Origin of the sequence: Streptomyces luteogriseus (assembly GCF_014205055.1) — a bacterium.
GTDB lineage: Bacteria > Actinomycetota > Actinomycetes > Streptomycetales > Streptomycetaceae > Streptomyces > Streptomyces luteogriseus.
Genome location: NZ_JACHMS010000001.1, coordinates 1,251,011 through 1,264,615, shown reverse-complemented (window position 1 = coordinate 1,264,615; position 13,605 = coordinate 1,251,011). Strand labels below are relative to the sequence as shown.

Sequence of the window (13,605 nt, the reverse complement as noted above, 5' to 3'; positions counted from 1 at the left end):
CGGGGGCACCTCACTTGTACATGGTCTGGTTCATGGTTCCGGGGGCGTACGCGTCCGGGTCGACCCAGACGTTGATCAGCGACGGCTTGCCGGACTCACGGGCGCGCCGCAGGGCCGGGCCGATGTCGGCGGGGTCGCGGACCTCCTCGCCGTGGCCGCCCAGCATCCGGGCGAACTCGTCGTAGCGGACGTCGCCGAGGGTGTTGCCGATCCGCTCGCGTTCCTTGCCGTACTTGGCGGCCTGGCCGTAGCGGATCTGGTTCATGGAGGAGTTGTTGCCGACGATGCCGACGAACGGGAGGTCGTAGCGGACGAGGGTCTCGAAGTCCCAGCCGGTCAGGGAGAACGCGCCGTCGCCGAAGAGCGCCACGACCTCCTTGTCGGGCCGCGCCTGCTTGGCCGCGAGCACGAAGGGGACGCCGACGCCGAGCGTGCCGAGGGGGCCGGGATCCATCCAGTGCCCGGGCGACTTGGGCTGCACGACCTGCCCGGAGAAGGTGACGATGTCGCCGCCGTCGCCGATGTAGAGGGAGTCCTCGGTGAGGAAGTCGTTGATCTCGCTGACCAGGCGGTAGGGGTGGATGGGCGAGGCGTCGGACTTCAGGCTCGGCAGCCGCTTCTCCAGGGCGGTCTGCTCGGCCGCCCGCAGTTCGTCCAGCCACTCCTTGCGCCTGGAGGCACCGCCGTTGACGCGCCCGGAGGCGGCCTCCGTCACCGACTTCAGGACCAGCCCGGCGTCGCCCACGATGCCGAGATCGATGTCGCGGTTCTTGCCGACGGTGCGGTAGTCGAGGTCGATCTGCACGACCGTCGCGTCCGGGGAGAGCCGCTTGCCGTAGCCCATGCGGAAGTCGAAGGGCGTCCCGACGATGACGATGACGTCGGCGTGGGAGAAGGCGTACCGGCGTGAGAGCTGGAAGTGGTGCGGGTCGCCGGGCGGGAGGGTGCCGCGTCCCGCGCCGTTCATGTAGGCGGGGATGTTGAGGGTCCTGACGAGTTCGATGGCCGACTCGGTGCCCCGGGTCGTCCAGACCTGGCTGCCGAGCAGGATGGTCGGCTTCTCGGCGTGCACGAGCAGGTCGGCGAGCTTCTCGATCGCCTCGGGGTCGCCCGCCGAGCGGGTCGAGGCCCGGTAGGCGCCTTCTTGCGGTACGCGCGCCTTGGACGCGGGCACCTTTGCATCCAGCACGTCGCGCGGAATCTCCAGGAAGGAGGGGCCGGGGGCGCCGTGGAAGCACTCGCGGAACGCCATGGACACCATGTCCGCGGCGCGGGCGGTGTCGGGCACGGTCGCCGCGAACTTGGTGATGGGGTTCATCATGTCGACGTGCGGCAGGTCCTGGAGGGACCCCATCTTGTGTTGGGTGAGGGCTCCCTGACCGCCGATCAGCAGCATCGGGGACTCGGCGCGGAAGGCGTTGGCGACACCGGTGACGGCGTCGGTCGTGCCGGGCCCCGCGGTGACCACCGCGCAGCCGGGCTTGCCGGTGATCCGCGCGTACCCGTCGGCGGCGTGGGCGGCGACCTGCTCGTGGCGTACGTCGACGACCTCGATGCCCTCGTCGACGCAGCCGTCGTAGATGTCGATGATGTGGCCGCCGCACAGCGTGTAGATGCGGTCGACCCCCTCGGCCTTCAGCGCCTTGGCTACGAGATGACCACCGGAAATCAAGTCCTGGGTGTCGTCGGGCATGGCGAAGTCCTGTCCCTTCGTAGGGGGTTGGAGCGGCTCGCGTAGATTGCATACAGTCGACGAATACTGTATGAAGCTTGTTATCCCGCATCCGGTGGGTGGTGTCCAGGGGGCGTGCGGCATTTTCGGGGGGCCGGGGGTCGCTCCCCGGAAGACACGGCAGTCAGGAGCCGAAATGGACCTGTACGAACACCAGGCAAGGGAACTCTTCGAAGACCACGGCATCTTGGTGCCGCGGGCCGAGGTGACCGACTCGCCCAAGGAAGCGCGCGAGATCGCCCGCAGGCTCGGCGGTCGAGTCGTGGTGAAAGCCCAGGTGAAGACCGGTGGGCGCGGCAAGGCCGGTGGTGTGAGACTGGTCGCCGACCCGGCCGCGGCGGAGCTGACCGCACGCCAGATCCTCGGCATGGACATCAAGGGCCACACGGTCGGCAAGGTCATGCTGGCCCAACCCGTGGACATCGAGAACGAGTTCTACGTGTCTTACGTACTCGACCGCGCGGCGGGCCGCTTCCTCGCGATCGCCTCCGCCGAGGGCGGCATGGAGATCGAGGAGGTCGCCGCCACGAGGCCGGAGGCGGTCGTGCGCATCCCCGTCGACCCGGCCGAGGGCGTGACCTCGGCCAAGGCCACCGAGATCGCCGACGCGGCCGGGCTGCCGTCCCGGGCCGTCGACGTCCTCGTACGCCTGTGGGAGGTCCTGGTCCGCGAGGACGCCGTCCTCGTCGAGGTCAACCCGCTCGTCCGCACGAAGGAGGGCAGGATCCTGGCTCTCGACGGCAAGGTCACCCTGGACGACAACGCCCGCTTCCGGCAGGCGCGCTGGGGCGCCGACGACACCGAGCACGACGACCCCCTGGAGGCGGCCGCCGCTGCGAAGCGCCTCAACTACGTCAAGCTGGACGGCGAGGTCGGCATCATCGGCAACGGCGCGGGACTCGTCATGTCGACGCTCGACGTGGTCGCGGGATGCGGTGCGCGACCCGCGAACTTCCTCGACATCGGCGGCGGAGCGAGCGCCCAGGTCATGGCGGACGGACTGTCGGTCATCCTCTCCGACCCGGCCGTGAAATCCGTCTTCGTCAACGTCTTCGGTGGGATCACCGCCTGCGACGCGGTCGCCGACGGCATCGTGCGGGCCCTGGAGACCGTCCGGTTGACCAAACCGCTCGTCGTGCGTCTCGACGGCAACAACGCGGCCCGGGGCCGGGCCATCCTCGACGAGCACGCCCATCCGCTCGTCCAGCAGGTCACCACCATGGACGGCGCCGCCGCCCGTGCCGCCGAACTCGCCACCACGGCCTGAGGAGAGGGAACGCCATGGCCATCTACCTCACCAAGGAGAGCAAGGTCCTCGTCCAGGGCATGACCGGCGGCGAGGGCATGAAGCACACGCGGCGGATGCTCGCTGCGGGCACCAACGTCGTCGGGGGCGTCAACCCGCGCAAGGCCGGCCGCACCGTCGACTTCGACGTCCCCCAGTGCCTTGAGGGCCTGGGGGGCGCCCCCAGGGCCGTGCCCGTCTTCGGCTCGGTCGCCGACGGGATGCGCGCCACCGGAGCCGATGTCACCGTCGTCTTCGTGCCGCCCGCCTTCGCCAAGGCGGCCGTCGTCGAGGCCGCCGACGCCGGAATCACCCTCGCCGTCGTCATCACCGAGGGCATCCCCGTCCACGACTCCGTCGCCTTCACCGCCTACGCCGAGGACAAGGGCACCCGCATCGTCGGCCCCAACTGCCCGGGCCTCATCACCCCCGGCCAGTCCAACGCCGGCATCATCCCGGCCGACATCACCAAGCCGGGCCGCATCGGCCTGGTCTCCAAGTCCGGCACCCTGACGTACCAGCTCATGTACGAGCTGCGCGACATCGGCTTCTCCACGTGCGTCGGCATCGGCGGCGACCCCGTCGTCGGCACCACGCACATCGACTGCCTCGCCGCCTTCCAGGACGACCCCGACACCGAACTGATCGTCCTCATCGGGGAGATCGGCGGCGACGCGGAGGAACGCGCGGCGGCGTACATCCGCGAGCACGTCACCAAGCCGGTCGTCGGCTACATCGCCGGGTTCACCGCACCCGAGGGCAAGACCATGGGGCACGCGGGCGCGATCGTGTCCGGCTCCTCCGGTACGGCCGCCGCGAAGAAGGAGGCGCTGGAGGCGGTCGGGGTGAGCGTGGGCAGCACACCGACCGAGACGGCGAAGCTGGTGCTCGCGCGACTCGAGAGCCGATAGCCGGGACCCCCAGCGCCGATCGCCCGGTTGGTTGCAGGGACCCCCAAGGCCGATCGCCCGGTCGATGGCCGGGCCCTCACGGCGCCTACTCGGCTCGGCCGACTGCCGGGCCCCCACGGCGCCACCTCGGTTGGTCGACTCCCCCCCCCCACGCCGACTCCCCGGCGCGGCGGACTGCCGGGTCACTCCGCGCCGACGACCCGGCGCGGCCGGTCGCCGGGCCACCCCAAGCCGACAACCCCGGCTCGGCCGACTGCCGGGCCCCACGCGCACTTCCCCGCCCCCGACTGTGCACCGAGAGCGGAGCAACCTCATGGCACCCACCCTCACCCTCAAGACCGGCACGTCCTGGCCCGACGCATGGCGGCGCTGTCTCGCCGTCGCTCCCGAGGCCTTCCGCGACGACCGGGTCCTCAACCTCTGGAACGGCGCCTGGCAGGAGGACGGCCGGGCCCTGCCCGCCGTCAGCCCCGTCGACGGCAGCCCGATCGCCGGCCCGCCCCGCCTGGACGGAACCACCGCCCACCGGGCCGTGTGCGCCGCACTCGACCAGCACCGCGCCTGGCGTCACCTCCCGCTGGAGGAGCGCCGGGCCCGGATCGCGGCCACCCTCGACGCCCTCACCGAACACCGCGGCCTGCTCGCGCTCCTGCTCGTCTGGGAGATCGGCAAGCCCTGGCGGCTCGCCCAGGCGGACGTCGACCGGGCCATCGACGGGGTCCGCTGGTACGTCGACGGGGTCGAACCGATGCTCGCCGGCCGCTCCCCGCTGGACGGCCCGGTGTCGAACATCGCGAGCTGGAACTACCCGATGAGTGTGCTCGTTCACGCATTGCTGGTCCAGGCACTGGCAGGCAACGCGGTCATCGCCAAGACCCCGACCGACGGCGGTGTCGCCTGTCTGACCCTGGCCTGTGCCCTCGCCGCCCGCGAGGGAGTTCCCGTGACCCTCGTCAGCGGCAGCGGAGGCGAGCTGTCGCAGGCGCTGGTGCGGGCGCCCGAGATCGGCTGCGTCTCCTTCGTCGGCGGCCGCGACACCGGAGCCGCCGTCGCCACGGCCGTCACCGACCTCGGCAAACGACACGTACTCGAACAGGAAGGACTCAACACCTGGGGCATCTGGAACTGCTCGGACTGGGACACTCTCACCGCGGTGATCCCCAAGCTCTTCGACTACGGCAAGCAGCGCTGCACGGCGTACCCGCGCTTCGTCGTCCAGCGGCACCTGTTCGACGCCTTCCTGGCGGCGTACCTCCCGGCGGTGCGCACGCTCAGGGTCGGGCATCCGCTCGCCGTGGAGCAGCCTGACGACCCGTACCCGCAGCTGGACTTCGGGCCGGTGATCAACGCGGCCAAGGCGAAGGAGCTGCAGGACCAGGTCGCCGAGGCGATCGACCGCGGCGCCGTACCGCTGCACCGTGCCACGCCCGACGACGCCCGTTTCCTGCCCGACCAGGACACCTCCGCCTACGTCCAGCCGGTCACACTCCTCAACCCGCCCTCGTCCTCTCCGCTGCACCACGCGGAGCCGTTCGGCCCGGTCGACACGATCGTCCTGGTCGACACGGAGGCGGAGCTGCTGGCCGCGATGAACGCCTCCAACGGCGCCTTGGTCGCCACGCTGTCCACGGACGACCGGGCGACGTACGACCGGCTCGCCCCGCAGATCCGCGCGTTCAAGGTCGGCCACGGCGCGCCCCGCTCCAGGGGCGACCGCGACGAGCTGTTCGGCGGGCTCGGCGCGTCCTGGCGCGGCGCGTTCGTCGGAGGTGACCTGCTCGTGCGCGCGGTGACGCGAGGACCGCAGGGGGAGCGGCTGCCGGGCAACTTCCCGGAGTACCAGCTGCTGCCCTGACGAAGGGGGACGCGTCCGGCGCCGGTTCCCCGCGGTGTTCGCGAGGAGGGGACCGGCGTCGGACGCCGTAGGGTCGGACGGGGCGTGGTCGGACGTGGCGTGGTCGGACGGGGCGGTCCTGGGCGCGGTGCGGTGCTCCCCGGAGGTCGCTCAGCCGATGCCCTGCCGGTCCGGGCGCAGGGCGAAGTCCCGGTCCGACGCGGTCGGCGCGGCCAGGCCGACGGCCTGCCGGAGCAGTTCGCGATGGCGCAGCAGCGGCTCGCGGCGCTCTGGTGGTGCGAGCAGGAGCAGGTCGTCGAGACCGGCCAGCATGCGCCGGCAGACCTGCGGGCTCCCGACGGCACATCCCCGTGCCTCGGTGAACCCGAGATCCACCAGCTCGGTCCAGTCCGGCACGGGCTGCACCAGCCGCACCGCACCGGCCCGGTCCCGGTGCAGTGCGGCGTCCAGCGGACGCCGGCTCAGCGCGGCCAGGAACTGGACGACACGGTCCAGCGCTTGGACGGCGGTCGTCGGATCGTTGATCGCGGGGGACAGGGCGCGCAGTGCGATGTCGGCCAACTGCCGCAGCCCGAAGGCGAGATCCTGGTGATAGGTGCGCTCCACCCCCACCGAGATCGCGTAGCGCAGAGCCCTGCGCGGCGGGACCGGCCCACCGTGCACCGCCAGCACGGGCATCCCGGGCACCACGAAGTCCCCGATCCGCGGGATCAGCCGCAGCACGACCCCGTGTTTGCGCGCCACGCGCACCAGCCGGGTGATGTGCACATCCCGCAGCACTCCCGCCCGGCCGTCGTGCGGCACCCACCCGGTCTCCGTACCGTGGCCGGGAGCCTCCCGCCCGCCCACCGGCACGGCCTCCCGCCCGCCTGCCGGCACGGGCATCGACGCGGGCACCCGGAACGACTCCGAGGCGATCCGCGCGATCACATGGCTGATCCGCATCAGCCGCAGGGTGGCGTTCACGTACAGCACGAACAACAGCAGGCTCAGCCCGACCATGCAGAGGGTGAGAACCGACTGCACCAGGGGCACGGTCGTGACGGACCGGGGGTCGTCGGCGGTGTCGAAGCTCGTCAGGACCAGCAAGGTCAGTACGAAGGTCGCCAGGAACACCGCGAAGGTCGCCTTGGTGATCCGGCTCCGGACGAAGAGCCGCACCACGCGCGGGGTGAACTGCCCGCTCGCCATCTGCACGGCCACCAGCGAGATGCTGAAGACCACGCCGATGAAGGTCATCATCGCCGAGCCGACCGCGCTCACCACGGCCTTCGCGTCCTCCGCGAACCGCAGCAACTCGTCGAGCGTCTCGTAGTCCCGGTCCCGCTGGAGCGCGTCGACGATGGCCGTGTCGAGCGCCTCCGCCCCGACCCAGACCACGAAGACGCCCACCATCGCCGCGGTGGGGGCGAACCAGAACGTGTCCCGCAGATGCTCCCGGAGCGGCGACAACGCACGCGGACGACGCCCTGCCGGGGAGCTCTGCGTAGCCATCCAGTCACTCATGGTGTGACCCTAGAGGTATGGGACCGCGAGGTCCCGGACCCCCGCCAGGCGGATGGAAACGCAGGTGAAAGGCACTCCGAAAGCTTGGTATTGTTGTCCGTGTCGCCGCGGGGAACACCCCTGGCAAGGCGGCAGACACCTGGTCCGGGTGGCGGAATGGCAGACGCGCTAGCTTGAGGTGCTAGTGCCCTTTATCGGGCGTGGGGGTTCAAGTCCCCCCTCGGACACAGATCAGCTCGGGCGGGTCGAGATCTTCTCGGCCCGCCCGAGCTGTCGTGCGTCACCCCCTCCGCCGCAGCCCGCGTCTCGGCCTTCGCCTCAGCGCCGGTACTCCCGCAGCTTGCGGTACAGCGTGGCCCGGCCGATCCCGAGCGCGACCGCCGTGCGTGCCTTGTTGCCGCCGTGGCGGCGCAGCGCCTCCAGGATCGCCGCGCGCTCGGCGTGCTCCATCGGGCTGAGCGGGCGGGCGGCCGGTCCTTCCCGGACGGCGTCCGGCAGCTCCGCGCGGCGGACCGGCCCGGTCACCCGCCGGTGCTCCGCGAGGGCCCGTACGACATGGGCCAGCTCGGTGACGTTCCCGGGCCACGGGTACGCCTCGAGCGCGCGCAGGGCGTCCAATGTCCAGGTCAGCGGGGGTTGTCCGGGCGCCGGGCGGGGGGTGAGGACGGGCAGGAGCTCCCGTATGTCCTCGGTGCGTTCCCGCAGCGGCGGCAGGGTCACGGAGCGGGCCGACAGCTTGTCCAGCAGGCGCTGGAGGCAGGGGCCGGCCGGGGCGCCGGGCGTGTAGGTGACCAGCAGCCGGGTGTCCGGGTGCTGGTCCAGCAGGGAGTTGAGCGCGGCCACCCCGGGCTGCGCGAGGCGCTCGGCGTGGCGGAGCAGGAGGAGCCCGTCGGGCCGCCACGCGGACAGGGCCTGGTCGAGTCCGGCGTCCCGCGCCGCGTCGGCCACCTGGACGGGGTCCGGGCCGAACAGCTCCCGCGCCAGTGCGGACTTGCCGGTTCCGCGCTCGCCGGTCAGCAGCAGGGGCTCCCTGGAGCGCATCAGCTCGGCGGCCCGTCCGACGGCGTGGCGCCAGGGGACCGAGGAACCGGTCAGGGTGACCGGCGGGGGCGGGACCGGCGCAGCCGGTGCCGGATCGTCGAGCGGCTCCAGGGCGGTCACGATCCCGATCGTCCTGCCGTCCAGGCGTACCGGTGTGACCCGCGCCGTGCACCCGGCTCCGTCCGGCAATCGCACCACGCCCGTGACGTCCCGGTGCCGTGCGCCGGCCGCCGCGCGCTCCAGCACTCCCAGCACCTCGGGCGTCAGCAGCCGCTGCGCCGCGTCGCTGACCAGCCGGTTGCGGCCGTCGAGTGCCGCCACGGCCCGATCCGGCCCGCGCGCCGCGCGCACGTAGGCATCCAGCAACGCCCGCTCGCCCTGCCCGGCCCGGGCCCGCAGTTCCGTCTCGACCGCCGCGACCGTCGCCTCGGCGAAGGCCGCCTGCGGATGCGGCGGTCCGGCGGTGCACAGCCGTGACGCGACCGTCAGGGTGCCCAGCACGTGTCCGTTCTCCGGCCCGAGCACCGGGACGCTGACCGCGGAGACGTCCTGCCACCGGTCGAGGAAGTGCTCGGGTCCGTGTACCTCGGCCCGGCTCCGGGTGCGCAGGGCGAGGGCCGCGCTGTTGTGGCCGACCTCCTGCTCCGACAGGCCGGTGCACGCGCCGAGCCCGGGGACGCTCCCGGCCGTCCACAGCACCCGCAGCCGCTCGTCGGTCAGCACGAGCAGGGACCCGCCCACGCCCAGGGCGGGGACGATCCGGTCGAGCACCGGCCGGGCGGCGCCGAGCAGCGTCGACTCTCCGGAGAGCGGAGGAGACGCCACCGACTCCTCCAAGTCGTGCGGCACGCCGAAGAACCGGGCCCGCCGCCACGCCGCGACGACCTCCTCCGGCACGCCCTGGGGCAGCGGACGCCCCGACAGGAACCGCTCGCGGGCGACGCGCAGTGAGGGCCGGGCGGTGGTGGCTGCGGGGGAGGCATCTGTGGTGGTCACGGCACGTCCCACCGTAGCGGGCTCAATTGAACAAGAAACAACCGCGGGTCCCGACCCCGCGTTTCGCGGACGGCCCGGTGTTACGCAAAGAGGCCCGCCCCGGCCTTCGCCGACCACTCTCACCATCGGGCGCCCGAGGGCCGCCCATCGCCGACACTCCGGTGTCTCGTAATGAGACACCCGCGTCCGGCCGAAGACACCCATGATCATGCACGTCCCGCGTCCGCCGCCCGAACCCCCTTCCACAGGAGCGCCCGTGTCCACCGTCGTCGAGACCGACGTCCTGATCGTGGGCAGCGGCCCGGCCGGTGCCTCGGCCGCGCTGGCCCTGAGCACCTACGGTGTCCCCAACATCGTGGTGACCCGCTACGCGAGCCTCGCCGACACACCCCGCGCCCACATCACCAACCAGCGCACCATGGAGGTGCTGCGCGACCTCGGCGTGGAGCAGGAGGTCATCGCGCAGGCCACCCCTCAGCACCTGATGGGCAACACGACGTTCTGCACGAGCCTGGCGGGCGAGGAACTGGGCCGGGTGCGCTCCTGGGGCAACGACCCGCTGGTGCAGGCCGAGCACGAACTCGCCAGCCCCACGCGTATGTGCGACATGCCGCAGCACCTCATGGAGCCGGTCCTCGTGAACGCGGCCGTCGCCCGCGGCACCCGGCTCCGTTTCCAGAACGAGTACCTCTCCCACACGCAGGACGCCGACGGCGTCACCGCCCTCGTCCGCGACCGGCTGCGCGGGGACACGTACGAGATCCGGGCCAAGTACCTGATCGGCGCCGACGGCGGACGATCGAAGGTCGCCGAGGACGCCGGGCTGCCGATGGGGGGTCAGATGGGCGTGGCCGGCAGCATCAACATCGTCTTCGAGGCGGATCTCGCCCGGTACACCGCCCACCGGCCGTCCACCCTCTACTGGGTCCTCGCCCCGGGTGCGACGGTCGGCGGCATCGGCGCGGGCCTGGTGCGCTGTGTGCGCCCCTGGAACGAGTGGCTGATCGTCTGGGGCTACGACGTGAACGCCGGCGCGCCCGACCTGACCACCGAGTACGCCGAGTCGATCGTCCGGGCACTCGTCGGCGACGACGACGTCCCCGTGACCGTCAAGTCGTCCTCGGCGTGGACCGTCAACGAGATGTACGCCGAGACGTACGCCAACGGCCGGGTCTTCTGCGCCGGCGACGCCGTGCACCGGCATCCTCCGTCCAACGGCCTCGGCTCCAACACCTCGATCCAGGACGCCTACAACCTCGCCTGGAAGCTCAAACTCGTCCTCGACGGCACCGCCCACCCCCGGCTGCTCGACAGCTACACCGCCGAGCGCGCCCCGGTCGGCCGGCAGATCGTCACCCGCGCCAACCGCTCCATTCGCGAGACCGCCCCCGTCTTCGAGGCCCTCGACGGGCTCTCCCCGCAGACCCCCGAGCAGCTGTGGGCCAACATCGCCGCCCGCAAGGACGCCACCGAGGCCGCCGAGAAGCAGCGGGCCGCACTGCGGGAGGCGATCGCCTTCAAGGCCTACGAGTTCAACGCGCACGGCGTCGACCTCAACCAGCGCTATGACGCCGGGAGTTCCGCCGCGATCGTCCCGGACGGCACACCCGACCCCGGCTTCGCCCGCGACCCCGAGCTGTACCACCAGCCGTCCTCCCGCCCCGGCGCCCGGCTCCCGCACGCCTGGATCACCTCCGGTACCCGCACGCTCTCGACCCTCGACACCGTCGGCCGGGGCCGCTTCACCCTGCTGACCGGCATCGGGGGAGAGGCCTGGGTGCGGGCGGCCGAGGAGCAGGAGGTGGAGATCGCCACGGTGGTGATCGGCCCGGGGCAGCAGTGCGAGGACCCGTACGGCGACTGGGCGCGGCTGCGTGAGATCCCCGACGCGGGCGCCCTCCTGGTACGTCCGGACGGTTTCGTCGCCTTCCGGCACGCCTCCGCCGGCGCGGACGCCGGAGCACTGCTCGCGCACGCGCTGCGGCGGATCCTCGGGCACGCCTGACCGCGCCATCATGGAAGCAGCGGAAGCGATGGAAACAGCGGAAGAGCTGCCGGAACCCGAAGCTCTGGAAGCAGCGAAAAAGCTGTAAGAAGCGGACGTCGACGACGAGGAGCCGGGATGACCACCGATGCGACCAGGGCCGGCGTCACCGAGCAGGCCCTCGCCAGCCTGCGCGGGACCGCCGACCCCAGGCTGCGTGAACTGCTCACCGGCCTCGTCCGCCATCTGCACGACTTCGCGCGCGAGACCCGTCTCACCCAGGACGAGTGGGAACGGGCGATCGACTTCCTGACCGCGACCGGGCAGATGTGTACCGACACCCGGCAGGAGTTCATCCTGCTGTCGGACGTGCTGGGCCTGTCGATGCTGGTGGAGACGCTGGGCGGCGAGCGCGCGGCGGGCGCCACCGAGTCGACCGTGCTCGGCCCCTTCCACATGACCGAGTCGCCCGTCCGGGCGCTCGGCGACGACATCGACCTGGTCGGCGGTGGCGAGAAGTGCGTCGTCAGCGGCCGGGTGCGATCCGCCGACGGCACCCCGCTGCCCGGCGCCGTCGTCGACGTATGGCAGGCCGACGACCAGGGTTTCTACGACGTCCAGCAGCCCGGCGTCCAGCCCGCGGGCAACGGACGCGGGTTGTTCACCGCCGACACCGATGGCCGCTTCTGGTTCCGCACCTGCGTCCCGGCGGCGTACCCCATCCCCACCGACGGCCCCGTGGGAGCGCTGCTGCGCGCGACCGGACGGCACCCCTACCGCCCCGCGCACATCCACTTCATCGCCACGGCCGAGGGCCACACGCCCGTCACCACACACATCTTCGTGGCCGGCGGCGACTACCTCGACTCCGACGCGGTGTTCGCCGTGAAGCGGAGCCTGGTCCAGGACTTCGCCGAGACCGACGACCCCTCCCTGGCCCGGGAGTTCGGCGTGCGGAACCCCTTCCGGCACGCCCGCTTCGACCTCGTCCTGGAGCGGACCGCATGACGTACCAGAAGGAGTTCACGTACGAGACCCGACCGGTGCGGGTCGTGTTCCGGCCCGGCGCCGCCGTCACCGCGACCCCGGGGGAGGCGGCGCGCCTGGGTCTGAGCCGGCTGCTCGTCGTCTGCGGCAGCCGGGGCGAACGCGTGGCCCGGGCCGTCGCGGACGCGCTCGGCGACAGTTGCGCGGGAGTGCACGCCGAGGCTCGGATGCACGTGCCCGTCGAGGACGCCGACCGGGCCGTAGCCGCCGTCCGGGCGGCCGGGGCGGACGGCTGCGTCGCGGTCGGCGGCGGCTCCGCGATCGGGCTCGGCAAGGCGATCGCCCTGCGCACCGGCCTTCCGCTGATCGCCGTGCCGTCGACCTACTCGGGCTCCGAGATGACCCCGGTCTGGGGCCTGACCGAGGACGGCGCCAAACGCACCGGCCGCGACCCGGTCGTCCAGCCCCGCAGCGTCGTGTACGACCCCCGGCTCACCCTCTCCCTGCCGGTAGCGCTGACCGTCACCAGCGGGATCAACGCGCTCGCGCACGCCGTCGAGGCGCTGTACGCCCCGGACGTCTCCCCGCTGGTGTCGTTCATGGCCGAGGAAGGCGTCCGGGCCATGGCAGAGGCCCTGCCGCGACTGGCCGCCGACCCGGACGACCTCGACGCGCGCAGCCGGGCGCTGTACGCGGCATGGCTGTGCGGAGCGTGCCTCGGCGCCACCACGATGGGGCTGCACCACAAGCTGTGCCACGTCCTCGGCGGCACCCACGGCCTGCCCCACGCCGAGACCCACACCGTGGTCCTGCCCTACGCCCTCGCCCACAACGCCCCTGCGGCCCCGCGGGCGTTGACCGTCCTGCGCCGCGCCCTCGAAACCGATGACGTGCCCCGCGCCCTGTGGGACCTGGCCGGCCGCCTCGGCGCCCCGCGATCCCTGGCCGAACTCGGCCTGGCGGAGGCCGATGTGACCCCGGCGGCGGCCCGGGCCGCGGGCGAGCCGTACGCCAACCCCCGCGAGGTGACCGTGGAGGGGGTTCGGGGCGTGCTGCTCGCGGCGTACGAGGGAGGGCCGCCCTCGACGGCATAGGTGCCGCCGTCAGCCGGCCCGCCCGCACCTGCCGTGACCGCGACCTCACGGCCCGTGCCTGATGCGGCGTCAGCGCGCCGCCGGAACCCCGCGCCAGTGGATCCCCCAGGACGAGATCCGGAGGGAGTGCGGGCGTCGTGGACGCGGTCGGACCGGAGGCGCGGCACAGACCGGCCGTGCGGTTGCAGCGCCCGTGACCAGGGCGGAGGATGAA

Annotated in this window: 9 protein-coding genes and 1 tRNA gene; 7 read left to right on the top strand and 3 right to left on the bottom strand. The window is 72.4% G+C overall.

The window, feature by feature from the left end; translation table 11 throughout:
• Positions 1-10: 10 nt before the first annotated feature.
• Positions 11-1,693, bottom strand: a complete 1,683-nt coding sequence (locus BJ965_RS05830) for a thiamine pyrophosphate-binding protein (protein ID WP_184907690.1) — start codon at positions 1,691-1,693, stop codon at positions 11-13.
• Positions 1,694-1,868: 175 nt separating this feature from the next.
• Between BJ965_RS05830 and sucC the strand changes: the two genes are divergently transcribed.
• The 3 genes from sucC (at position 1,869) to BJ965_RS05815 (ending at position 5,783) form a co-directional block, all read left to right on the top strand.
• Positions 1,869-2,999: an ADP-forming succinate--CoA ligase subunit beta gene (sucC, locus tag BJ965_RS05825; protein ID WP_184907689.1), complete on the top strand. Its 1,131-nt coding sequence runs from the start codon at positions 1,869-1,871 to the stop codon at positions 2,997-2,999.
• 14 nt (positions 3,000-3,013) lie between these two features.
• Positions 3,014-3,928 (top strand): succinate--CoA ligase subunit alpha, encoded by a 915-nt coding sequence (gene sucD, locus BJ965_RS05820; RefSeq protein ID WP_184907688.1) that lies wholly within the window; start codon positions 3,014-3,016, stop codon positions 3,926-3,928.
• 313 nt (positions 3,929-4,241) lie between these two features.
• Positions 4,242-5,783: an aldehyde dehydrogenase family protein gene (locus BJ965_RS05815; RefSeq protein WP_184907687.1), complete on the top strand. Its 1,542-nt coding sequence runs from the start codon at positions 4,242-4,244 to the stop codon at positions 5,781-5,783.
• Between the two features lie 150 nt (positions 5,784-5,933).
• Here the strand turns inward: BJ965_RS05815 and BJ965_RS05810 are convergent, their stop codons facing one another.
• Entirely contained in the window at positions 5,934-7,289 is a 1,356-nt protein-coding gene (locus BJ965_RS05810; protein ID WP_184907686.1) for a DUF2254 domain-containing protein, read from the bottom strand.
• 142 nt (positions 7,290-7,431) lie between these two features.
• On the opposite strand from BJ965_RS05810, the gene BJ965_RS05805 reads away from it, so the two are divergent.
• A tRNA-Leu gene (locus BJ965_RS05805) sits at positions 7,432-7,516 on the top strand.
• 91 nt (positions 7,517-7,607) lie between these two features.
• Here BJ965_RS05805 and BJ965_RS05800 read toward each other — a convergent pair.
• On the bottom strand, positions 7,608-9,326 hold the full coding sequence (locus BJ965_RS05800) for a sigma-54-dependent Fis family transcriptional regulator (RefSeq protein WP_313666730.1): 1,719 nt from the start codon (positions 9,324-9,326) through the stop codon (positions 7,608-7,610).
• Between the two features lie 208 nt (positions 9,327-9,534).
• Here BJ965_RS05800 and BJ965_RS05795 point away from each other — a divergent pair, with 208 nt between their 5' ends.
• The 3 genes from BJ965_RS05795 (at position 9,535) to BJ965_RS05785 (ending at position 13,391) form a co-directional block, all read left to right on the top strand.
• Positions 9,535-11,331, top strand: coding sequence for an FAD-dependent oxidoreductase (locus tag BJ965_RS05795; protein ID WP_221513057.1), 1,797 nt, complete (start codon positions 9,535-9,537; stop codon positions 11,329-11,331).
• Positions 11,332-11,448: 117 nt separating this feature from the next.
• Complete coding sequence (locus tag BJ965_RS05790) at positions 11,449-12,318, top strand: intradiol ring-cleavage dioxygenase (protein WP_184907684.1); 870 nt, start codon at positions 11,449-11,451, stop codon at positions 12,316-12,318.
• Positions 12,315-13,391 carry a maleylacetate reductase gene (locus tag BJ965_RS05785; protein ID WP_184907683.1) on the top strand — a complete coding sequence of 359 codons (1,077 nt, stop codon included), beginning with the start codon at positions 12,315-12,317 and terminating at the stop codon, positions 13,389-13,391. The genes BJ965_RS05790 and BJ965_RS05785 overlap by 4 nt, the downstream gene beginning before the upstream one ends.
• Positions 13,392-13,605: the final 214 nt, after the last annotated feature.